Raw genomic sequence first — 21,763 nt, forward strand, 5'->3', positions numbered from 1 at the left:
GCATGCGGGCGCGGCGATGCGCTGGGCACGTGTTCTCCAAAACCCTCGTGGAACATGTCGCGCCGTGGCCGGTCTCCTGGCTTCCGCATCGACGCGCCGCGGCCGACCTTCCCGGGCGGCTCTACCAGCCCGCCCAGTGGCCCTGACGGCTGGAACAGCCGGTCAGCGAGGGCCGCGGAACTCCGCGGCAACAGTGGCGAGGGCCGCACCGGAATCAGACCGGTTTCCCGAACACCACGGCCAGGGCAACGTATCAGGCGTGGTCAAGGGGGGTGGCGTCCGGCTCCGGGGAAAACCGCTGGCCGAGGACCCCTGCCGCACGCTAGCAATGTGACATGCTACTCGGCGAACACATCACCCTGAGGGCCCGGCACGAGGCCGATGTCCCCGTGCTCCAGGCGCAGTTGTACGAGGACGTCGCGACGCGCTCGCGCGCCGACTCGCGCCCCTGGCGGCCGATCCCACCGGACCCGGCCCTGTCCCCGTACGCGGTCACGGGGCCCTCCGAGGAGGCGGCCTGCTTCTCCGTGGTCGAGACCGCCACCGGCGAACTGGCCGGCGAGGCCCTGCTGTGGGGGATCGACGCCCACAACCGCAGCGCCCACCTGGGGCTGGCCCTGCTGCCGGGCCACCGGGGGCGCGGATTCGCGGCGGACGTCGTCGGAGCGCTGTGCCGGTACGGCTTCCTGGTGCTGGGCCTCAACCGGCTCCAGTTGGAGACGCTCGCGGAGAACACGCCGATGGTCCGCGCGGCCGTCAGGGCGGGCTTCACGGTGGAGGGGACGCTGCGCCGATCGGCCTGGGCGGACGGGGAGTTCAGGGACCAGGTCGTGCTCGGGCTGCTGGCCGGAGAAGCCTAGACGGGGGCGGCCGTGAGGAGGCCGTGGCCGACGGCCGGGGGGCAGGGGTCGCCGGTGATGGAGCGGCCCTCGGTGACGGGGAGGCAGTAGGGGGCCAGCGCGGCGGGGGTGGGGCGCAGGCCGCGCTGGAGGGCGAGGGCGGCGAGGCCGGCGGCGTAGGCGGTGGCGCCGGAGGTGCCGCTGGAGACGAGCCAGCCGTCGTCGGGGGCGGTGCCGTCGTAGGCGCTGTTGCGGCGGTCGAAGAGGCAGCCGGGCTGGGTGGGGAAGACGACGTAGTTGCCGTTGGGCAGCATCCCGCAGGGGCCGGAGAGGTCGGGGACCGCGCGGCCGGGGAAGACGGCGGAGCGGTAGCTGGAGGCGAGGTCGGCCGCGCGCAGCCCGCCCTCCGGGCCCTGGTGGACGCCGCCGACGGTGATGGTGCCGGGGGTGGCGACGGACTGGAACATGGCGGTGGGGCGGTCGGTGGAGCCGTTGCCGGCCGCGAACAGGACGGTGGTGCCCAGGCGCAGGGCGTTGGCCACCTCCAGGTGGAGGTGCGGTTCGGCGCGCAGGGTGCCCCAGCTGCAGGAGATCACCTCGGGCCGGAGGGAGACGGCCCGTTGGAAGGCGGCCACGGGGAAGGAGAAGCCCTCGTTGGCCATCTTCACCATGGTCAGGTCGACGTCGGGGGCGACGGCGAGGAGCAGGGCCGACATGGCGGTGCCGTGGCCGCGTTCGTCGACGGCCGGGTCGAGGGCGGAGAGCGCCGGGACGACCCGGGTGCGGTAGCCGTGGCGGCGGTGGTGGGGGTGGTCGTACAGGCCGGTGTCCACCATGACGACGCGGACGCCGGCACCCCGGTGGCCGGCCGCGTGGACCTCCTCGGCCCGGGCCAGCCGGACGGCGCCCTCGGGCAGCAGCAGGTGCCGGGCCGGATCGACGGGCGGCGGGGTGGGGCTGGGCGCGCCGAGCTCGAACCCCGAGCGCGGGGGCGCCAGTTGGGCGATCAGCCCGGGGTGGATCCGGGAGCGCAGCGGCCCCTGGGCGACGGGCTCGAACCGCCGGGTCTCGCGGATGTACCGGTTGCGCACCGGCAGCACGGCGCTGCCGAACACCTCGGCGAGCAGCTCGTTGCCGCCGCTGACGGTGAGCCCGACCTCGGTACGGGCCTCGACGAGCAGCCCCTCCCGGGTGAAGGCCTCGGCCAGGGTGTCGACGGTGGCCGGCGCCGGGAGGAACTCCTCGACGGGGTGGCGCAGCAGGGCCGCCGGGTCCTCGCCCAGGGCGCGGCCGGAGGCCGAGCGCGGGACCACCGTCAGCACGCCGCGCCGGGTGAACGCCTCGACCTCGTCCTCGATCACCGCTCCCCCCGCTCCGCCGCGAGCGCGCGCAGGTGCTCGCGGTCGAGCTTGCCGGTGGGCGTCAGCCCCACCTCGCCGTCCGCCAGCACGACCACCTGGGCCGGGACCATGTACGGGGGCAGGGTGGCGCTCAGCTCCCGGTGCAGCCGGGCCCGGACCTTCGGTTCCTCCTGGGCGCAGCGGACGAACAGGGTGATCGCCCGCCCGGTGAGCGGGTGTTCGGTCGGGACGGCGCAGCAGTCGTCGATCCCGTCCAGGGCGAGGGCGGCCGTCTCGACCTCGGAGAGGTGGACGAGGTTCCCGTTGATCTTCATGGCGTCGTCCCCCCGGCCGAGGAAGACCAGCTGCCCGTCGGCCCGGCGGCGCACCAGGTCCCCGGAACGGTAGTACCGGGTGCCGTCCCGTTCGACCAGCACCTGGGCCGTCCGCCCGGGGTCGTCGCGGTAGCCGTGCATCACCTGGGGCCCGCCGATGAGCAGTTCGCCGGCCGCGCCCTCGGGCACCGGCCGCAGCAGCTCGTCCACCACCTGGACCGTGACGGCGGGCAGCGGGGTGCCGATGGGCAGGAACTCCTCCTGCTGGGCGGCCAGGTCGGAGGTGAGGAAGAGGGTGGCGCTGTGGGTGGTCTCGGTCGGGCCGTACCCGTGCACGTACGTCAGCCCGGGCACCTGCTTGTCGAGGGCGCGCAGCAGGGGGACGGGGCAGGACTCGCCGCCGAACCAGATCCGGCGCCAGGCGCCGACGTCGCGCCGGCCCAGGTCGCCGAAGCGGCCGACCAGCATCCGGATCACGGAGGGGACCAGCAGGGTGTCGGTGATCCGCCACTGCTCCAGGGCCTGGGTGATCTGGGTGGCCATCCGCAGCCGGGGCAGCAGGTGGACGCTGCCGCCGACCAGGAAGGTGGAGTAGAGGTCGACCACCGAGGCGTCGAAGAAGAGCGGCGCCACGTTGAGGTAGCGCATGCCCTCCTCGAAGCCGACGACCTGCTGCACGCCGTCGAGCAGGGCGCAGACGTTGCGGTGGCTGATCTCCACGCCCTTGGGGCCGCCGGTGGAGCCCGAGGTGAAGATCGTGTACGCGTGGTCCTCGGGGCTTCGCTCGCCGTACCCCTCGGCGCGGTGCTCCGCCTCCGCCCGGACGTCCCAGCACGTACCGGTGTCGGACTCCCCGGCGCGGACGGCCGTGAGCACCGTGCCGGCCGGGGCGCCCGCGAGCAGCTCCCGGTACGGCGGGTGCACCACGGTGACGTCCGGGCGGCAGCGGTCGAGGACCAGGGCCACCCGGGCCGGCGGGAGGGACTCGTCGATCGGGACGTACCGCGCGCCGGCCCGCAGCGCGGCCAGCATGCAGACCACCGCGTCCACGGACTTGTCCAGCACCATGGCCACGGTGCCGTGCCGCCGGACGCCGTGGTGGCGCAGCAGGTCGGCCAGGGCCTGGACGCGCCGGGTCAGGGCGCGGTAGTCGACCTGCTCGCCGGTGGCCAGGTCGACCACGGCGGTGGCCCCGCTGTCGGCCCGGCCGTCCAGGACCTGGTCGACCAGTGCGAGCCCGGGCTCACTGCCCGTCATCGGCGCCTCCGTGCGCGGCCAGCTCCCGGCGGACGGCCGCCAGCAGCTCGGGGAAGGTGTCCATCTGCTGCTCGTAGGAGCCAAAGTGGCCCATGCCGTCCATGAGCGTGAAGTCGCTGCCGGTGAGCCGGTGCAGCTCCTCGGCGACGTCCACCGGCACCCACGGGTCGTCCTTGGAGTGGAACTGGACGATGAAGCGCTGGTTGCGCCGGATCGCCTCCCAGTCCCACGGCCGGTCGAAGAACCCGCTGCGGCGCTCGAGTTCGAAGCCGCAGTCGGTGTGGTGCCCGGCCACGGCGAAGGTGCCGAGCAGGGGGGCCGTCTCGGCGTAGCGCAGGGCCGCCAGGGCGCCGGAGGAGTGCCCGACGATGACGGTCCGCTCGTCGGGCCGGATCTCCTCGGTGAGGTACGGCAGCCAGTACCGCATCCGGCCCTTGATCGGGTCGGGGAACGTCCGGGCCACCACCTGGTGGCCCAGACGCTCCAACTCCCGTTTCAGGTACGGGAACCAGATGCCCTCCACGCTGGCGCCGGCGTTGCCGTGGATCAGCACGATCCGGATCGGCGGTCGGGTCGGCGGTCGAGTGGTCATCGCGGCTCAGACGTCCTGGTCCTCGTCGGCGAGCTGCTCCTCCAGCAGGGCGGCCAGCGCGCCGAGGGTGGCGAAGTTCTCCACCGTGAGCAGCTCCGGCTCCAGCTCGATGTCGTAGTACGTCTCGAAGGCCAGGGTGAGTTCGATCATCTGGGTCGAGTTGAGCGACAGCCCGCCGTTGAACAGCGGGGTGTCGGTGGTGAGTTCGACGTTCTGGTGCGGGAAGATCTGCGCCACGACGGAGCGCAGGTCGTCCTCGATCTGGGCCCGCGTCAGGGGCCCGGCCTGGGTGCTCACCTCAGTTGCCACCCTCCGACGCGGCCTTCGCCGTCTCGGGGGCCGCGGCGGCCGGCTCGGGCCGGCGCAGCTGGAGGTAGACGGGGGTGCGCGGGATGTTCATCTCGTCCTGGTGGAACGGGTTGCGCTTGTTCTTCAGCGACAGGTACATCGTCCGGCGGGCCCGGGCCTTCTCCTCGTCGGAGTAGAAGAGGAAGGCGATGTTCCCGGCGTTCTCCCGGCCGACCTCGGTCAGGGTGATCTCCTCGTCCGTCTCGACCGCGTAGCCGCCGCGGACCAGCCAGTCGATCTCCCGCCGGTACTTCTCCAGGTTGGCGACCTTCGCCTTCTTCACGCTCCCGAAGACGGGGAAGAAGACCATCACCCGGTTCTCGACCTCGTCCTCGCTGCAGATCCGGCCCTGCTCGATCGGGATGATCCCCTCCTCCACCTCCTTCATCCAGCGCTCGACGTCGGTGTGGTTGCGGAAGCTGCGCTCGCCCATGTAGTTCTCGGCGGCCGGCCCGATGCCCAGGGTGTAGCTGGCGCGGTAGCCGTTGCCGCCGCAGGCGTGGTCGAGGCCGATCTCGCCCGCGTCGTCCAGGTGGGTGAAGAAGTTGATCAGGAGCTGCTTGTCGTAGCCGTACGCGGCCAGGCTGTCCTTGATCTGCACGTACTGGTCGCGCTCGATGGAGCCCGAGGGCTTGACCTCGCTCACCTTGCCGGCCCGGATCTGCTGGTCGAGCCGGGTGCCCTCCCACTGGTTGAACCGGTAGGTCTGGACGAAGCTGGGGCGCAGCTCCGCGCAGATGCCCTCGACGTCGCGGGCCAGCACCGCCTCGTCCTGGGCGGGGAGGTTGTACATCAGGTCCAGCGCGAAGGTGCGGATGCCGGCCTTACGGATGTTCTCGGCCGTCTGGTACACCTGCTCGACGCTGGCCTTGATGGTGAGCTTGCGCCGGATGTCCTCGTTCAGCGTCTGCACGCCGAAGGAGATCCGGGTGATGCCCTGCGCCTTGAGCATCTCCACGTAGCCGTCCTGGCAGAGCCCCAGCGGGCTGCCCTCCAGGGAGATGCCGCTGACCTCGCTGAGGTCGAACTCGCGGTGCACGGCCTCCAGGATGGTGGCCATCGAGTCCTGCTCCAGCGCGGACGGCGTGCCGCCGCCGAACTGGACGTACTTGATCTTCGTGCCCTGGAAGTACTTCGACCGCGCGTTGCGCTCGATCTCCTTCACCATGGCCCGGACGAACCGCTTCTGGCGCTCGCCCTGGTACTTCGCCGCCGACTCCTTGAAGCAGGCGCAGAAGTTGCAGAACGCCTCGCAGAACGGGATGTGGAAGTAGAGCAGGATGTCGGTCTGCTCGGGGTGGCTCTGCCTGTCCAGGAAGGAGAAGTACTCGGCCTTCTGCGCCTCGTCGGTCAGCGCGTCCTGGAAACCGCAGATCTTGGGGTAGAACCAGGTGACGTTGGTGCGCTTCTCGGGGCTCTCGAAGTCGTCCTTCAGGTAGAAGTTCGAGTCCAGGCCCAGCATGAAGGCGTTCTCGATCTCGATGGTCATCTCTCGGCTCCCGCCTCGGTCGAACGGATCGGTCAGTCGGACTCGGCGGCGCCCTCGGTGGAGGGCTCGCCCTTGGTACCCCTGCTCTCGTAGATCACCGGGAACTGCTGGCTCATGTCCCCGTTGATCTGGATCCAGCCGAGCTTGTCCTCCGGCAGGTCGACGTCCGCCCAGATCGCCTCGGGCGGGCACTCGGAGACGCAGGCGTTGCAGTCGATGCACTCCTCGGGGTCTATGTAGAGCATGTCCGGGCCCTCGTGGAAGCAGGTCACCGGGCAGACGTCCACGCAGTCCGTGTACTTGCAGCCGATGCACTCGTCGGTGACGACATAGGCCATGGGTGTTGACTCCTTCCGCTGTCGTGTCGGTGTGCGGGGCCGGATCAGGCGCGGACGGCGGACACCTCGGTCAGCCGCCGCATCCAGCCGAACCGGTCGGTCTCCTCGCCGCGGCGGATGCCGTCCACCAGGGCGGCGTAGCGCCGCGTGACCGGGCCCGGGCCGTCGCCGAGCCGGTGCTCGACGCCCTGGTGGAGCAGGGCGCCGACCGGCAGGACGCCGGTCTCGTCGGAGGTGGCGAAGCACTCGGTGACCTGGCCGTCGGCGGCGCCCTTGAGCACCTCGGCCAGCTCCACGGCCCGCTCGACGACGGTGGCGCCGCCGTCCCGGGCCAGCTTGATCACCGAGTCCCTCAGGACGCCGGGAAGGACGCTGCGGTCCAGTGCCGGGGTGGTCAGCACGCCGTCGACGACGAGGAAGACGTTCATCCCGTCGATCTGCTCGATCGTGCGGTGCTGCGCCGCGTCCAGCCAGAGCACGTGCCCGCAGCCGTAGTTGGCGGCGATCTCGCCCGGCACCACGCAGCCGCCCCGGGTGCCGGCGGCGTTGACGTCGCCGAGGCCGCCGGGCCAGGCCCGGGCGTACTCCTCGCTCACCATCGCCCGCACCGCAGCGGCGGGGCCGCCGACGGCCAGGGGCGAGGCCACCACCTGGAGCAGTGCCGCCTCGGCGGGCGCCGGACGGGAGGCGGCGGCGTCGCCGTCCGCCGTCAGCACGCAGCGCAGCTGCAGCGCCGAACCGGGGGCCTCGGGCAGCCAGTTCGCGTCCAGCTCGACCAACTGCCGTACGGCGGCCCACAGCTGGTCGAAGTCGACCAGCGGCAGGGCCATCCGGCGGGCCCCGTTGTTGAGCCGCTTGACGTGGCTGTCGGGCCGGAAGACCGCGATCGAGCCGTCGTTCATCCGGTGGGCGTTGAACTCGTCGACCACGGTCTGCCCGAACCTGACGCCCGGGGCGGTGGGCCGCACCCGGGGCAGGTCGTCGCGGTCGGCGACGGTCAGCGCGTGCCAGGAGCGGCGCTTCGTCCAGCGCATGGACAGCGCGTGGTCGGTGAGGGCGGCCTCGCCCTCGGCCGGCTTCGGGCGGGGCTCGGCGGTCGGCCTGACGACCAGTTCGTTGTTCTTGCTCACGCGTGGATGCCTTCCTTGTCGGTGATGTCGACGCGGGCGTCCCTCAGGACGCCGGAGACCAGCCGCTGGACCTGTGCGAGGTCGCCCCGGAAGTGCACTTGGGCGACGCGGTTGTGGAAGATGTCGTCGGGGTCGAGCACCTCGGAGGCCTCGGCCTCCCAGACCAGGCGCTCGAACTCCGGTGCCCCGACGTAGGGTTCGAGACCGGAGACGGTGCCGGCGAAGACCCCGGGACGGTCGGTGGTGACGAAGGCCAGGCCGGCGCTGCGCCCGTCGGGGCCCGGCTCGGGGTGGCGGCGGCCGCAGGCGGCGTCCACCGCCGCGAGGCCGAGGTCGACGCCGGGGCCGGCCAGCACCAGCTCGGGGATGCTGTCCCCGGCGAGGCGGGCGCCGATCTCGATCAGCACCGGACGGCCGGAGGCGTCCACCCGGGCCTCCAGGTGGAAGGGCCCGGCCGTGAGCTCGAAGGCCGCCACCACCCGCTCGGTGAAGCCGGTCAGCAGCTCCCCGTACGGGGACTGCCCGGGCGGTGTGGCGATGTGGCCCGTCTCGAAGAACCAGGGCGGGGCGGAGACGTACTTGGTGGTGACGCTGGCGACGTGCGTGCCGCCCCCGTCCACCCAGCCCTCCACGGAGAACTCCGGCCCCTCCACGTACTCCTCGACCAGGGCCACCCGGCGCGGGTTGGGGTGGAACTTGACCTGGTCGGCGCCCGCGCCGTGGATCTCGGCGCAGGCGGCGGCGTACTCGGCGTCGCCGCGGGCCAGCCGCACCATCAGGCTGCCGCCGCAGTCCACCGGCTTGACCACCACGGGGTAGCGGAACGGCGCCGCGCCCACCGGCCCGGGTGGCACGGCCACCGAGCCGGGGACGGCGATGCCGCGCTCGGTGCACCGGGCCCGCATCAGGTCCTTCTGCCGTACGGCCTCGGCGCTGGCCCGGCTGAGCCCGGGCAGCCCGAGGGCGCGGGCCAGTTCGGCCGCCTCGGGCACCACGTACTCGAACCCGGCGATCACCCCGGCGGGCGCGGCCCCGGCCCGCTCGACCAGCTCCAGCAGCGCGGGCACGCCCGCCCCGGGCCGCCAGTCGACGACCTCGGCGCCCGCGTGGACCTCGGGCGGCAGCAGCTCCGGGAACTCGGTGGGTATCAGGCACGGATGGCCGGCCAGGACCGCCTGCCGGGCCAGGGCCACGCCGGCGGAGAGCGGTTGGACGATGACTAGCACGGGACGGCCTCCAGGGCGGGACGGGTGAGGAACCGCGCGTCGTCCCCGAGGAAGCCCCAGTCGGGGGCGAGCGCCGGCAGGCGGTCCGGCGAGGCGGCGACCAGGACCACCCGGCGGTTCAGCAGCCGGGCGCCGCGCAGCGACTTCGCGCGGTAGGAGGTGACGCCGAGGTGCAGCTCGGACAGGCCGAGCGCGAGCGCGTACCGGGCGGGGCCGTGAAGGGTGGCCTCGAAGTACTCGCCCGAGGCGCCGTGCCCGCCCGCGTAGTCGCAGCCGAAGACCCGCATGTACAGCGCGCGGCCGTGCCGGATGCCCAGGCTGAACGCGGCCAGGGCGCCGTCGGCGGCCAGCACCTCGGTGATGACCGCGTCCGGGCCGAGGCCGGAGCCCAGGCAGCGGCGCAGGTACCGTACGGCGCCCTCCTCGCTGAGGTCCTCGCCGTGGCGGCGCTGCACCTGGCAGACCAGCGGGGCGTACTGCTCGACGGTGGCCGGGTCGGCCGGGGCGGTGTGCGCGGTGTACCCGCCGGAGGCGACCCGGCGCAGGTCGCGGCGGACGAGGGCGCGGCGGGCGGCGGGCAGCCCGGCCAGGTGGTCCTCGAAGCCGCCCGGGGAGAGCGGGATCACGGCACTGGGCAGGCAGGGGGTGCTCGCGGTGGCGAAGCCCGTGAGCGCGGCCAGTTCCTCGGCCTCGGCGGCCGGCAGGTACCACCAGGAGACGTGGTCCGCCCCCGCCTCGCGGGCCCGGTCGAGGAGGTGGGCGGTGACGGCGGTGAGCAGGTCGGCGCGTTCGGCGGGGGAGCAGCCGGGGTGCAGCAGGATCCGGTTGTCGTAGCCCGTCCGGGAGCCGGCCAGGACCTGCACGCCGGGGTTGTCGGCGAGCACGGTGGTCTCGTTGTACAGCGGGTTGCTGTCCCCGCCGGCCAGGCGGTGGAAGGGGACCAGGGCGCGCAGTTCGCCGCCCGGGCCGCCGTGGCAGGCCAGGTAGCGGGTGTCGAAGCCGCGGTCGCCCTCCTGGGAGCGCGTCCAGCGCCGGGAGCTGTAGAAGCCAGGGCGGTCCAGCCAGGCGTCGGCCTCGCCCGCCTCGCCTCTACCGCCGGGCGCGTCCAGGGCGTCGATCGCCCGCTCCTCCCGGATCACGGGCACGGTGGTTCTGTTCATTCTGCGTTCCCCGTCGTGTAGGTGCCGCGGGCCAGGATCGCGGTGGCGAGCAGGCTGAGGGGGGCGGCGACGGCGGCCGCCACGGGTGCGGTGGTGACGGTGACCAGCAGGGCGGCCAGCGCGGAGCCGACCGGGATGCTGCCGTAGGCGAGGGTCCGGTAGACGGCGTTGACGCGGCCCAGCATCCCCTCCGGCGCCAGCTTCTGACGCCTCGTCAGCGAGTGGACGTTGTAGAAGGCGATGGCCAGTCCGTACACCAGCATGGTGGCGAGGAACAGCGGCTCGCCGTGGCGCACCCAGGTGAAGGACCACAGGGCCGCCAGCAGCGCCGCCTGGGAGAGGGCGAGCGCCCAGACCCAGGACCGGTCGCCGTCCCCGCCGCCGAAGCGGCGCGAGGCCCAGGCGCCGGCCACGCTGCCCAGGCCGGCGGCGCTGAAGCCGAAGCCGATCAGCGCGACCGAGCGGTCCGCCTCCCGCACCACGGCGACGAACAGCACGCTCAGCGCGACCTGTTCGGCCAGGTTGAAGAGCGTTCCGGCGGAGACCAGGCGGCGCAGCGGGTCGTTGCGCAGCACCTCGGTGAAGCCGTCCCGGATGCGGGCCGCGCCCCGGGCGGCCTTGTGCCGGGCGGGCCGCCGGCGCAGCCGCAGGGCCGCGCCGCCGCCCGCGTACGAGAGGGCGTCCACGCCCAGGGCCAGCACCGGGCCGAGGCCGGAGACCAGCAGGCCGCCGGCGGCCGGACCGGCCGACTGGGCCACCGCGTAGACCACGGCCAACTGGCCGTTGGCCTTGGTCAGTTCGGCGGGCTCGACGGTGTCGGGGACGTAGGCGAGCAGGGCGGTGTCGAACAGAGCGGTGCCCGCGCCCAGCAGCATGGAGGCGGCGAACAGCGTCCAGTAGTCGAGCCCGCCGAGCTCGGCCAGCACGATCACCGCGACCAGCAGCGCGAAGCGCGCCAGGTGCGAGAGGTAGAGCAGCGGCGCCCGGTCGTGCAGGTCGGCGAGCTTCCCGGCGATCGGGGTGACCAGCAGTGCCGGGAGGAACTGGGCGCCGCTGAGGAGCGCCAGTTGGGAGGCGCTGGCGTCCAGCTCCGTCGCGGCCAGGAAGGGCACCGCGATCAGGGTGAACTGCGAACCGGCGGCCGAGACGGCCTCGCCCGCGAGCAGGGTGCGGAAGGCGGAGGGGAGGTGCGGGACGGTGGGGGTGTGGGGGTGGGGCGGTGCGGTCTGCGTCATGCCTCGTCCCGGTCGGCGGCGGCCCGGCTGCGGTGCGGGGGTGCGGTTCGCGGGGCCTCGCCGTACGGGATGCCGAGGTGCAGGGTGAAGACCATGGGCACCGGTCCGAAGTCCTCGACCACGGTCAGTCCGGCCGCGCGGGCGGCCGGGCCGGTGGTCACGCAGGCGTCGTACCGCCCGGCGGCGCAGAGCGCGGCCGCCTGGGAGTTGCTGCTGGCGTAGCTGATCGGGCCGCGCGCGGAGACCAGGCAGCTGGGGGCGGGGTGGGTGACGATGGCGGACAGCGGGGTGTCGGCGGTGCGGCCGGCCAGCACCATGTGGTGGGTGTCCAGCAGGAAGCTGTCCACCATGACGAGCCGGTGCAGGTTGGAGAACACCAGGTCGTGCAGGCGCGGGTAGACGGCGCAGGCGAGGATCGCCTCGCTGCCGTCGAAGCGCATCGCGTCGAGGCCGTGCTCGACCTCGGCGTGCAGCACCACCGCGCCGGGCCGGTCGCGCTCGGCGAACCAGTGGTGCGCGGCCTTCTCCAGGTTGGTCCCGGTGGGCCCCAGGGTGTGGATGGCCGTCAGGCGTGACAGGTCCTCGGTCCCCACCGTCGCCCGGCCGTGGGCGGTAGTCATCACGAGCTCCCTCGTCGTCCTTCGGTCGTCGCTTCTCCGGTGGGAACGTTCGGTACGGGCCACAGCCAGCCGTGGGTGTCGGGCCGCAGCCCGTGCTGGTGCTCGATGAGCCTGCGCCGCAGCCGGGCGGTGACCGGGCCCTCGCCGCCGTCGCCGACGGTGTGCCGCCGGTCGGCCACGGTGAGGTCGCCGACGGGCACCACCACGGCGGCGGTGCCGCAGGCCAGCATCTCCGTCAGGCGGCCGGTGCGGACGCCCTCCACCACCTCGTCGACCGAGGTGGGCCGCTCCTCGGCCCGCAGGCCGAGGTCCCCGGCGAGGGTGAGCAGCGAGTCGCGGGTGATGCCGCGCATGATCGCGCCGGTGCAGGGCGGGGTGGTGAGCAGCGCCTCGCCGTCGGGCTCGCGCCAGACGAAGAACACGTTCATGGTGCTGAGCTCCTCGACCCAGCGCCGTTCCACGCCGTCCAGCCAGAGCACCTCGTGGAAGCCGGCGGCCATCGCCCTGTCGCGGGCCCGCAGGCTGGCCGCGTAGTTGCCGGCGCACTTGGCCTCGCCGGTGCCGCCGCGCACCGCGCGCACGTCCTCGTCGACGGCCAGCACCGACAGGGGCCGGAAGTCGCGCCCGTAGCAGGGGTCGGCGGGGGAGGCGAGGACGGTGCAGCGGTAGTGGTGCGAGGCGCGCAGGCCCAGTTCGGCCTCGGTGGCGAGCAGGATCGGGCGCAGGTAGAGGCCCTGCCCGGGCTCGCCGGGGATCCAGCGGTCCTCGGCCGAGGTCAGCTCGGCGCAGGCGCGGGTGAAGAGGTCGGCGGGCGGCTCGGCCATGGCCAGCCGGGCGGCGGAGGCGCGCAGGCGCCGGGCGTGGTCGGCGGGGCGGAAGAGGGCGGCGCCGCCGTCGGGCCGCCGGAAGGCCTTGAGGCCCTCGAAGACGGCCTGGCCGTAGTGCAGCACCATGGCGGTGGGGTCGAGGTCGAGGGCGGCGTACGGGCCGACGCCCGGGCCGGACCAGCCGGTGGCCGCGTCCCAGGCGAAGCCGCCCACGTGGTCGGTGCGCATCCGGCAGAAGCCCGGGTCCTTGAGGGCGGTGGCCAGTTCCTCGTCGGTGAGGCGCTCAGACATGGACCTCGCCTCCCCACAGGGAGAGCGGGGCGAGCGGGCCGCCGTAGCGCTGCTTCTTGCTGTCGGGCCTGGTCAGCAGCCTGCTGAACAGGAAATCCTCGGCCCCGGCGCGGTAGTCCTCGTCCTCCTCGCGGGTCTCGATCTCCTCGACGAGGGCGATGAGTTCGCGGGCGGAGGCGACGATCTCGGCCTTGCTCCCGAGCCGGCGCCGCCCCTGGCCGTCCACCCTGAACAGGCCCTGCTCGGACAGCCAGGTGCCGAGGGCGAATCCGGTGCCGGAGTCGAAGTTGCGCAGGGGGTCGGGCTGGGCCGGGTAGCGGAACAGGCGCTCCAGGACGACGTACTCGAAGACGATGTCGCCGTACGGGACCTGTTCCTCGGCGCAGGCCACGGCCGTCTTGAGGTCGACCTTGAGTTCTTCGAGGAGGCCGGGCCGCCAGGTGGTCTTCAGCGAGAGGTGCTGGTCCAGCGGGCGCGGGCCGGTGTGGTGGAAGTAGTCGTGCAGGTAGCCCCAGATACATCGGGCCTGGTAGACGGTCTCGGGGTCGACGCCCTCGGAGACCAGCCGCTGCTCACCGGTGAACGGCGAGCCGGGGCCGCAGAGTCGGGACACGATGCCGAGCGTGTCGGCGTAGATCCGCACGTGCCGGTTGAAGAAGAACCAGGCGAAGCCCTGGTCTACGCAGCGCTTCGCGGCGGGGATGTTCTCCGGGAAGAAGACCACGCAGTTGCCCTCGCGGAGCCCCTGCGAGGCCGAGAGTAACCGGGTCGACTGGAAGACGGCCTTGGGGTGCGGGTAGGTCCGCTGCAACTCGGCGGTGCAGTCGGGGTCCTGGCGCACCACGGTGAAGGCCTCCAGGGCCGCGCCGCGCCGGTCGCTGTTGGGCAGGGTGACCGGGCCGACGTAGGCGGCGGCCTCGCGGTCGCGCGGCGCGGGAACGGTGTCCCTGGTCGCGTCGAATCGGGGCGGCTCGGTGAAGTCGGTTCGCGCCCATTCGGTCAAATCGGCGACGGTGGCCTCGATCTGACGGTTCGTCATGAGACCGGAACCGTCGAGACGGCGCAGCTCCGCATGGAGCTCCTCGACCAGATTTCTCAACTCTTCGGGCTGGTCGGCGACTTGGTATCCCCGGATACGGTCGACCAGCGGAACGATACGGCGCTCGAATTCCACGATGCTTGCAAGAGTGCGCGGATGCACACATCCTCCCCCGCCCGCGGCACACCCGAAGGCCGCGGATTCTTGAGATGTTCACATCTAAAGCCCTGCCACGGCGGAGCCTAACACCCGATTCCACCGCAGATCGAGAGCGAATTTTCTCCCCGGAGCGGGGGAGTCAGGAGTGCCCGACCAGGGCGTTTCCGGCCACGGACGCGTGATCAGAATCCGCGCGGTGGCCGAGAGTTATCGGCCACGCGTCGATCCGGGCCGCACTTCCAGCTTGCCCCCACGCCACCGTCCGCTGTCAAGGGGTCCCGTCAAATGTCAAGCGCCGCGCACGAGTCGGACACGCGACGCCGCCCGGTCGTTGCCGCCCGGTGGCCCCGCCGTTAGGTTGGCCGCCCCGACCAGGACGGCCCGAGCCGCCGGCGCCGCCGTCAGCGAGAGGAAGCCACCGCGATGAGCCTGCAGTTCCCGATCGAGCTCAACCCGCGCCCCGTGACCCCGGAGCGCCGGGCCGAGATCCTCGCCGACCCCGGCTTCGGCAAGCACTTCACCGACCACATGGCCCGCGCGGTGTGGACCCGTACGGACGGCTGGCAGCAGGCCGCGGTGGTCCCGTACGGGGACATCTCGCTCAGCCCCGCCGCGGCCGTCCTGCACTACGCGCAGGAGATCTTCGAGGGGATGAAGGCCTACCGCCACGCGGACGGCTCGATCTGGACCTTCCGGCCGGAAGCCAACGGCGAGCGCTTCATCCGCTCCGCCCGCCGCCTGGCCCTGCCCGAACTGCCCGTGGCCGATTTCACCGCCTCCATGACCGCGCTGCTCCGGGCCGACGCGGCCTGGGTGCCCGGCGGGCAGGAGCAGAGCCTCTACCTGCGGCCGTTCATGTTCGCCTCCGAGGCCTTCCTCGGCGTGCGCCCCGCCGACGAGGTCACCTACCTGCTGATCGCCTGCCCCGTCGGCCCGTACTTCTCCGGCGGGGTCAAGCCCGTGTCGATCTGGCTCTCCACCGACTACACCCGCGCCGCGCGCGGCGGCACCGGCGCGGCCAAGTGCGGCGGCAACTACGCGAGCAGCCTCGCCCCGATGCAGGAGGCCGCCGCGCACGGCTGCGAGCAGGTCTGCTTCCTCGACGCGGCCGAAAACCGCTACGTCGAGGAACTCGGCGGCATGAACCTCTACTTCGTCACCGCCGACGGAAAACTCGTCACCCCCGAACTGGGCACCATCCTGGAGGGCGTCACCCGCGCCTCGATCCTCACCCTGGCCAAGGAGCTGGGCCTGGACGTGGAGGAGCGGCCGGTCGACATCGCCGAATGGCAGCAGGGCGTCCCCGCCGGCCGGATCACCGAGATCTTCGCCTGCGGCACCGGCGCCGTCGTCACCCCGGTCGGCCGCCTCGCCTGGGCCGACGGCGAGGCCGTCACCCCGAACGCCGGGGGCGAGGACACCGTCACCATGCGCCTGCGCCGCCGCCTCGTCGACATCCAGTACGGCCGCGCCGAGGACCCGCACGGCTGGATGCGCCGCCTGGCCTGACCCGGGCCCCCGTCCCCGCACGCCGGGCCACCCCGGGCGCGGGTGGGCGGCCGGGGTGGCGGGGGTGCGGAACGGGCGGTCAGGGGTGGGGGATGACGAGGGCCATGGTGAGGGGGCGGTGCGCGGCGTCGGGGCCGACTTCGAGGGTGTGGGTGCCGGGGTTGAGGCGCCAGGAGCGGGTGGTGGTGTCCCAGGTCTCGGCCGCGCGGCGGGGGAGGGTGATCCGGGCGGTGGCGACGGCGCCGGGGGCGGCCTCCACCACGGCGAAGCCCGCGAGTTGGCGGTCGGGGCGGGTGCGGTCGGAGCCGTCGGTGGCCAGGTAGAGCTGGACGGTCTCCCGGCCGGGGCGCCCGCCGGTGTTGCGCACCCGGACGACGACCTCGGCGAGCGCGTCGTCGGAGCCGGAGCCGGAGCCGGAGCTGAAACCGGAACTGGAACCTGAGCCGTCCGTCAGGCGCGCCTCCAGGCCCTCGTACGACCAGCGGGTGTAGCCCCGCCCGGTGCCGAACCAGTAGGCGGGTTCGGTCGTGGCGCGGCGCTGCCAGGCGCGGTAGCCGATGAACAGGCCCTCGGAGTAGTCGAGCCGTCCGTCCGTCGGCTCCACCTCCCAGACCGGGGAGTCCGCCTCCTCGGCGGGCCAGGTGGTGGGCAGCCGGCCGCCCGGTTCGACGGTGCCGAGCAGGACGTCGGCGAGGGCCTCGCCCGCCTGCTGCCCGGGGAACCAGGCGAGGAGGACGGCGGCGACGGATTCGCGCCAGGGCATCAGCACCGGGGCGCCCGCGTTGACCACCACGACCGTCCGGGGGTTGGCGGCGGCGACCCTGGCGACCAGCTCGTCCTGACGGCCCGGCAGGCGCAGGCCCGCCCGGTCGACGCCCTCGCTCTCCACCTCCTCGGTGGTGCCGACCACGACCACCGCGACCTCGGCGGCCCGGGCGGCGGCCACGGCCCGCTCGATCAGCTCGTCGGGGGAGGCGGTCGGCGCGGCGTGGCCGAGGGTGAAGGAGACCATGCCGAAGCCGGCGAGGTCGCCCGCCTCCGGGAGGGTGTGCGTCAGGGTGACGACGGTCTCGCGGCCCTCGGCGAGGTCGAGGTCGAAGCGGCGCTCCGGCGGGTTGAGGAAGGCGGCGGCCGGGTCCTCGCCCTCGGGCAGCAACCGGCCGTCGAAGAGCACCTCGCCGTCCGCCTCCAGGGCGAACCGGCCGACGCCCCGGACGGCCACCCGGTGCCGCCCGCCGGTGGTGGCCGTCAGGGCGCCGGTCATCCGGACGCGCCGGAGGTCGCCGAAGGCGACGCCGCCGGGCAGCGCGCCCAGCCAGCGCACGCTGCCGTCGGCGAGGGCGGCCGTGCCGAGCACCGACCCGTCGGCGCCGAGGAGTTCGGCGGTGCAGGGGACGGCGGCCGGGGGCAGGACGGTGCGCGGGTCGGCGCCGATCTCGTGGACGAGCGCGGTGTCCGGGCCGAGCGCGGCCCGCAGGCCGTCCAGCGGGGTGACGACCCGGGTCGGGAAGACCTGGGCGCTGCCGCCCCCGCCGATCCGGGCGTCGGCCGCCGCCGCGCCGATCAGCGCCACGGAGGCGGGCACCGGGCCGAGCGGCAGCACCTCGCCCTCGTTGCGCAGCAGGACGAAGGAGCGGGCGGCGAGTTCGCGCACCAGCGCCTCGCCGTCGATCGCGGCGGGCAGGTCCTCGGCCGGGACGGCGGCGGGCGCCCCGGCGAGCAGGCCGACCCGGGCGGCCAGCCGCAGGACGCGGCGGGCCAGGTCGTCCACCGCCGCTTCGGGCACCAGCCCTTCGCGCACGGCCCTGACCAGGTGCTCCCCGTAGACGGTGGCCGGGCCGGGCATCGCCACGTCGAGGCCGCCGAGGGCCGCCCGGACGGTGTCGCGTGCGCCCGTCCAGTCGGAGACGAGGACGCCGTCGAAGCCCCACTCCTCGCGCAGCACCGCGTTGTTGAGCTCCTCGTGCTCGCTCATGGTCGGGCCGTTGACGCCGTTGTAGGCGGCCATCAGGCCCCAGGGGCGGGCCTTGCGGACGATCGCCTCGAAGGGCGCCAGGTACAGCTCGCGCAGGGTGCGCTCGTCCACCCGGACGTCGACGGTGTAGCGGTCGGTCTCCGAGTCGTTGGCGACGAAGTGCTTGGGCGTGGTGCCGACCCCGCCGTCCTGGACGCCGGAGACCAGGGCGGCCCCGATCCCGCCGGTGAGCAGGGGGTCCTCCGCGTAGCACTCGAAGTGGCGCCCGCCGCGCGGGCTGCGGTGCAGGTTGACGGTCGGGGCGAGCACCACGTGGGCGCCCTTGCGGCGGGCCTCCTGGGCGAGGAGGCGGCCGGCGCGGCGGACGAGGTCGACGTCCCAGGTGGCGGCCAGGGCGGTCGGCGAGGGCAGGGCCACGGACGGGTCGTCCGCCGTCCAGTGCTCGCCGCGCACGCCCGCGGGGCCGTCGGACATCACCAGGCGGCCGAGGCCGATCTCCTCGTTCGCGGGCAGCGACCACATGTCGGCGCCGGCGAGCAGGGCGACCTTGGCGGGCAGGTCCAGCCGGACGAGGGCGAGGTCGACGGCGGCCTCGCGGCGGGCGTCGGCGGTGACGGAGGTGTCCTTGAGGTGGTGGTTCTCGCGGGGGGTCATGGCTCAGATCCACCCTTCGAGCGCGCTCAGGAAGCCGTCGTGGTCGTCCCGGTGGACGGTGTGGCCGGCGCCCGGGACGGTGCGCACCTCGAAGCCGCGCCCGCGCAGCAGGGCGGCGTCCTCGGGGCCGACCAGGAAGCTCCCGTCGGCGAGGACGACCAGGGAGGGCACGGCGGGGGAGGCCGGCAGGCCGCCCTCCTGTCCGGGCAGGGCGAGGGCGGTGTCCGGGTCCCAGAGGGCGAGGGTGGCCAGTTCGACCTCGACGTCGGCCTCCTCCCAGCGCGGGTTGAGGCCGACGACCTGCTCGCGGGTGGCGTGGCGGAACTCCACGAAGTTCGACGGCTCGACCCCGGCCCGCGCGAACTCCCAGGCGGGGTCGACGTAGACGGCGCGGGCGGGCTTCAGCCGTTCGACGGCGCGCAGCAGGGTGATGCCGCCGAGGGAGTGGCCGATGGCCAGTTCGGCGCCGACGGGCAGGGTCTCGACGAGGTCCTCGGCGTACGCGTCCAGGGCGTACGCCTCCTGCGGGGTGGCGCCGGTGCCGCGCGGGCTCAGGCCGTGGCCGCGCTGGTCGACGGCGATGACGCGGTAGCCGCGCTCGGCCAGGGCCGGGCCGATCCGGCGCCAGGTGCGGTGGTCGGACATGATGCCGTGGACGAGGAGGGCGACGCGGTCGCCGGTGCCCCACTCTCGGGTGTGCAGCTTCATCGCGGGGAGGCCTTTCCAACGGGGGAGGGGGGTTCGGGTGTTCAGCGGACGCCGCGGATGGGGCGGACCGCGAGGGCGCCGGCCGCCGCGAGTGCGGCGGCGAGCAGGAACAGGGGGGTGTAGCCGCCGAGGCCGACCACGGCGGAGGCCACGAAGGGCGCGACGATCTGCGGCCCGGCGTTGGCGATGTTGAGGACGCCCATGTCGCGGGCGGCGTCCTCGGCCCGGGGCAGCACCATCGTGACCAGGGCGGTGTCGACGGCCATGAAGCAGCCGAAGGCGAGGCCGTTGACCGCCGAGAAGACGATCATGGCGGGCCAGGTCGGGCTGATCACCGGGATCAGGAGGGAGACCCCGGAGAGCGCCGCCGAGAGCGAGACGAACAGCTTGCGGCGGTCCATCCGGTCCGAGAGCACCCCGCCGACGACGGTGGAGAGGGCCATCGCCACGGAGGAGACGGGGGTCAGGATCGCGATCGCGTGCTCGGGGGAGAGGCCGGAGGGCAGGCGGACGTGGTCCTGGAGGATGTAGAGCTGGTAGCCGACGACGGCGAAGTAGCCCAGCACCAGCAGCGCCCGGCCGATGAACGCCCAGCGGAAGTCCGGTACGCGCAGCACGCCGAGGAAGGCCGCGGCCTGCTCGCGCAGCGGCGCGGGCCGTTTGGGGGGCATGCGGCGCTCGCGGGCGAGGCCGCTGAACAGCGCGCCGGCGAGGGCGACCAGCAGGCCGAGCACCAGGTACCCGGTGCGGAGGTGCTCGGAGAAGGCGGAGGCCACCAGGACGCCGAGAGTGGAGCCGACCGGCAGGCCGAGCCCGACGGCGGCGGAGGCGGTGCCCCGGCGCTCGACGGGGACGCGGTCGGGGACGACCGAGGTGAGGGCGGCCTGGTAGAAGTTCATCGCCGCCTGGCCGAGGCACCAGGCGATGCAGACCAGCAGGACGGAGTTCACGCTGCCGAGCAGGGCCATGGCGGCCACGGCGGCGATGCCGCCGCCCAGGATCCAGGGGTTGCGGCGGCCGGAGCGGTCGGAGAGGGCACCCGCGAAGGGGTTGAAGAAGGTGGCGAAGATCGCGGCGACGCCGCTGACGATGCCGAGGTTGGCCACCTTGGCGGCCGGGTCGAGGTGCTCGACCTGGAGCGGGAGCAGGACGCCGCCGACACCGAGGTAGAGCGCGTACATGGCGGTGTTGCCGGCGAGGAGCAGGGGGAGCAGGCCGCGGGTGGCGGGAGGCCGCGTGCTCGTACGGTCGGTCGGCAGATCACGGGTGGGGGAAAGGGCCACATTGCCCTCCAGGGGGAGTGCCCGGCGGTCGGGTGGGGGACCGGGCGGCGGGTCGGGAATCAGGTTACACGTGTAACGGTTACTCGTGTAACCACGTGTTTAACAGGGGACTCCGCCCCACGGCCAGACCCGGCCGTGAAACGATTCGAACCGTTATGAACAGCGCCATGAGCAGTGACACGAGCAGTGACCGCCCCGAGACCGGCACCGGCGTCCAGCCGTGCACCAGCGCCGACGTCGCCCGGCTGGCCGGCGTCTCGCGCGCCACGGTGTCCTTCGTGCTCAACGACACGGCCGGCGGCCGGGTCAGCGAGCGGACCAGGGCCAAGGTCCGTGCCGCCGCCGACCAGCTCGGCTATGTCCGCCATGCCGCCGCCCGCTCGCTGCGGGCCGGCCACACCGGTCTGGTGCTGCTCGTCGGCTCCACCGCGCCGATCGGCCCGCTGTTCAGCGGCTTCCACCGCGAGCTCCAGGAGGCCCTGAGTCGCCGCGGCTACACCGGCGTCCTGCTCGGCCCAACCCCCGGCGGCGGGGACGCCGCCCGCGCCTGGGCGGAGCTCCGGCCCACGGCCGTGCTCTGCCTCACCCCCGGGCTCACCCCCGAGGGCGTACGGATGCTGCGCCGCTCGGGCACCCGGGCGGTGTTCGTGCTCGGTGCGCCGCCGGTGGACGGCGCGCACGAGCTGGCCATGGACCAGCACAAGGTCGGCGCCCTCGCCGCCGCCCACCTGCTCGAACGGGGCCGCCGCCGGATCGGCGTCCTCATGCCCGCCGACCCGTCGCTCGCCCCGTTCAGCGCGCCCCGGCTGGAGGGTGTTCGGGAGGCTGCCGCCTCGGCGGGGTCGGGTGTCCTGGTCGAGCCGCTTCCGGTGGAGTACACCGAGGAGTCGGCCGCCGAACTGGCCTCGCTTTGCCGGGGCTTGGGGCTGGACGGTCTGTTCGGCTACAACGACGAGTACGCGATGCTCGCGCTGCGCGCCCTCCAGGACGCCGGACTGGACGTCCCCGGTGAGGTGGCCCTCGTCGGCGCCGACGACCTGCTCCTCGGTCGGCTGCTGCGGCCCCGGCTGAGTACGGTCCGGATGCGGCTGCCCTCCGGGGAGGAGCTGGCCGAGCTGGTCGACCGCGTGGTGGCGGAGCCGGACGCGCCCTTGGTCAGCCGGGACACGATGAGCGTCGAGCTGGTCGCCCGCGACTCCTCGTAGGGTCACCCTTTCGCGTAAGAGTGTTGACGGACCGTCGGCGGGCGGTCGCTGAGGGCTCGCTGCCGCCCGGGAGTGTGACCGGAGACACATCGGTGACATGTCACACCCTATTGATGGGTTCATTCATCACATGAAACGGTTCGTCACGCGCACGGACGCCTCCACTCCCCCTTCACGGCGCGTTCACTCGCTTTCCCCCCACCC

19 protein-coding genes and 1 riboswitch are annotated in these 21,763 nt (G+C 73.6%); of the genes, 3 read left to right on the forward strand and 16 right to left on the reverse strand.

Annotated elements, in window-relative coordinates; all coding sequences use genetic code 11:
- Positions 1 to 48: 48 nt before the first annotated feature.
- Positions 49 to 254: riboswitch (cobalamin riboswitch) on the reverse strand.
- 81 nt (positions 255 to 335) lie between these two features.
- The gene (locus tag ACIRRS_RS04875; protein WP_402965079.1) at positions 336 to 860 is read left to right on the forward strand and encodes a GNAT family N-acetyltransferase; all 525 of its coding nucleotides are present in this window, start codon (positions 336 to 338) and stop codon (positions 858 to 860) included.
- On the opposite strand, the gene ACIRRS_RS04880 is transcribed toward ACIRRS_RS04875, so the two are convergent.
- The 13 genes from ACIRRS_RS04880 to ACIRRS_RS04940 are packed head-to-tail and all read right to left on the reverse strand — an operon-like array spanning position 857 to position 14,228.
- Complete coding sequence (locus ACIRRS_RS04880; RefSeq protein ID WP_402965081.1) at positions 857 to 2,200, reverse strand: S8 family serine peptidase; 1,344 nt, start codon at positions 2,198 to 2,200, stop codon at positions 857 to 859. The genes ACIRRS_RS04875 and ACIRRS_RS04880 overlap by 4 nt on opposite strands.
- Positions 2,197 to 3,771, reverse strand: coding sequence for an amino acid adenylation domain-containing protein (locus ACIRRS_RS04885; RefSeq protein WP_402965084.1), 1,575 nt, complete (start codon positions 3,769 to 3,771; stop codon positions 2,197 to 2,199). The genes ACIRRS_RS04880 and ACIRRS_RS04885 overlap by 4 nt, the downstream gene beginning before the upstream one ends.
- Positions 3,758 to 4,363, reverse strand: coding sequence for an RBBP9/YdeN family alpha/beta hydrolase (locus ACIRRS_RS04890; protein WP_402965087.1), 606 nt, complete (start codon positions 4,361 to 4,363; stop codon positions 3,758 to 3,760). The genes ACIRRS_RS04885 and ACIRRS_RS04890 overlap by 14 nt, the downstream gene beginning before the upstream one ends.
- A gap of 6 nt (positions 4,364 to 4,369) precedes the next feature.
- On the reverse strand, positions 4,370 to 4,660 hold the full coding sequence (locus ACIRRS_RS04895; protein WP_402965089.1) for an acyl carrier protein: 291 nt from the start codon (positions 4,658 to 4,660) through the stop codon (positions 4,370 to 4,372).
- Between the two features lies 1 nt (position 4,661).
- Positions 4,662 to 6,200 carry a coproporphyrinogen-III oxidase family protein gene (locus tag ACIRRS_RS04900; RefSeq protein ID WP_402965092.1) on the reverse strand — a complete coding sequence of 513 codons (1,539 nt, stop codon included), beginning with the start codon at positions 6,198 to 6,200 and terminating at the stop codon, positions 4,662 to 4,664.
- Positions 6,201 to 6,232: 32 nt separating this feature from the next.
- The gene (locus ACIRRS_RS04905) at positions 6,233 to 6,538 is read right to left on the reverse strand and encodes a ferredoxin family protein (RefSeq protein WP_402965095.1); all 306 of its coding nucleotides are present in this window, start codon (positions 6,536 to 6,538) and stop codon (positions 6,233 to 6,235) included.
- Positions 6,539 to 6,582: 44 nt separating this feature from the next.
- Positions 6,583 to 7,668, reverse strand: a complete 1,086-nt coding sequence (locus ACIRRS_RS04910) for an aminotransferase class IV (protein ID WP_402965098.1) — start codon at positions 7,666 to 7,668, stop codon at positions 6,583 to 6,585.
- Positions 7,665 to 8,894 carry an acetyl-CoA carboxylase biotin carboxylase subunit family protein gene (locus ACIRRS_RS04915; RefSeq protein WP_402965099.1) on the reverse strand — a complete coding sequence of 410 codons (1,230 nt, stop codon included), beginning with the start codon at positions 8,892 to 8,894 and terminating at the stop codon, positions 7,665 to 7,667. The genes ACIRRS_RS04910 and ACIRRS_RS04915 overlap by 4 nt, the downstream gene beginning before the upstream one ends.
- Entirely contained in the window at positions 8,888 to 10,054 is a 1,167-nt protein-coding gene (locus ACIRRS_RS04920) for a GNAT family N-acetyltransferase (protein WP_402965101.1), read from the reverse strand. The genes ACIRRS_RS04915 and ACIRRS_RS04920 overlap by 7 nt, the downstream gene beginning before the upstream one ends.
- Positions 10,051 to 11,289, reverse strand: a complete 1,239-nt coding sequence (locus ACIRRS_RS04925; RefSeq protein WP_402965103.1) for an MFS transporter — start codon at positions 11,287 to 11,289, stop codon at positions 10,051 to 10,053. Before ACIRRS_RS04925 ends, ACIRRS_RS04920 begins: the two co-directional genes overlap by 4 nt.
- A complete protein-coding gene (locus tag ACIRRS_RS04930; RefSeq protein ID WP_402965105.1) occupies positions 11,286 to 11,909 on the reverse strand; it encodes a bacilysin biosynthesis protein BacA in 624 nt (207 codons plus the stop codon). The genes ACIRRS_RS04925 and ACIRRS_RS04930 overlap by 4 nt, the downstream gene beginning before the upstream one ends.
- On the reverse strand, positions 11,909 to 13,027 hold the full coding sequence (locus ACIRRS_RS04935; protein WP_402965108.1) for a branched-chain amino acid aminotransferase: 1,119 nt from the start codon (positions 13,025 to 13,027) through the stop codon (positions 11,909 to 11,911). Before ACIRRS_RS04935 ends, ACIRRS_RS04930 begins: the two co-directional genes overlap by 1 nt.
- Positions 13,020 to 14,228, reverse strand: a complete 1,209-nt coding sequence (locus ACIRRS_RS04940) for a DUF6421 family protein (RefSeq protein WP_402965111.1) — start codon at positions 14,226 to 14,228, stop codon at positions 13,020 to 13,022. Before ACIRRS_RS04940 ends, ACIRRS_RS04935 begins: the two co-directional genes overlap by 8 nt.
- A gap of 420 nt (positions 14,229 to 14,648) precedes the next feature.
- Between ACIRRS_RS04940 and ACIRRS_RS04945 the strand changes: the two genes are divergently transcribed.
- A complete protein-coding gene (locus ACIRRS_RS04945; protein ID WP_402965113.1) occupies positions 14,649 to 15,734 on the forward strand; it encodes a branched-chain amino acid aminotransferase in 1,086 nt (361 codons plus the stop codon).
- Between the two features lie 79 nt (positions 15,735 to 15,813).
- On the opposite strand, the gene ACIRRS_RS04950 is transcribed toward ACIRRS_RS04945, so the two are convergent.
- From ACIRRS_RS04950 to ACIRRS_RS04960, 3 genes are read right to left on the reverse strand one after another with little or no spacing between them, the layout of a single operon-like run.
- Positions 15,814 to 18,363: a beta-glucosidase gene (locus ACIRRS_RS04950; RefSeq protein WP_402965116.1), complete on the reverse strand. Its 2,550-nt coding sequence runs from the start codon at positions 18,361 to 18,363 to the stop codon at positions 15,814 to 15,816.
- A gap of 3 nt (positions 18,364 to 18,366) precedes the next feature.
- Positions 18,367 to 19,071: an alpha/beta fold hydrolase gene (locus tag ACIRRS_RS04955; protein ID WP_402965119.1), complete on the reverse strand. Its 705-nt coding sequence runs from the start codon at positions 19,069 to 19,071 to the stop codon at positions 18,367 to 18,369.
- Between the two features lie 41 nt (positions 19,072 to 19,112).
- Complete coding sequence (locus tag ACIRRS_RS04960) at positions 19,113 to 20,354, reverse strand: MFS transporter (protein ID WP_402965122.1); 1,242 nt, start codon at positions 20,352 to 20,354, stop codon at positions 19,113 to 19,115.
- A 167-nt stretch (positions 20,355 to 20,521) separates the two neighbouring features.
- Here ACIRRS_RS04960 and ACIRRS_RS04965 point away from each other — a divergent pair, with 167 nt between their 5' ends.
- Complete coding sequence (locus ACIRRS_RS04965; RefSeq protein WP_402965124.1) at positions 20,522 to 21,559, forward strand: LacI family DNA-binding transcriptional regulator; 1,038 nt, start codon at positions 20,522 to 20,524, stop codon at positions 21,557 to 21,559.
- Positions 21,560 to 21,763: the final 204 nt, after the last annotated feature.

The organism is Kitasatospora sp. NPDC101183, assembly GCF_044767945.1.
In the GTDB taxonomy this organism is placed as follows: Bacteria; Actinomycetota; Actinomycetes; order Streptomycetales; family Streptomycetaceae; genus Kitasatospora.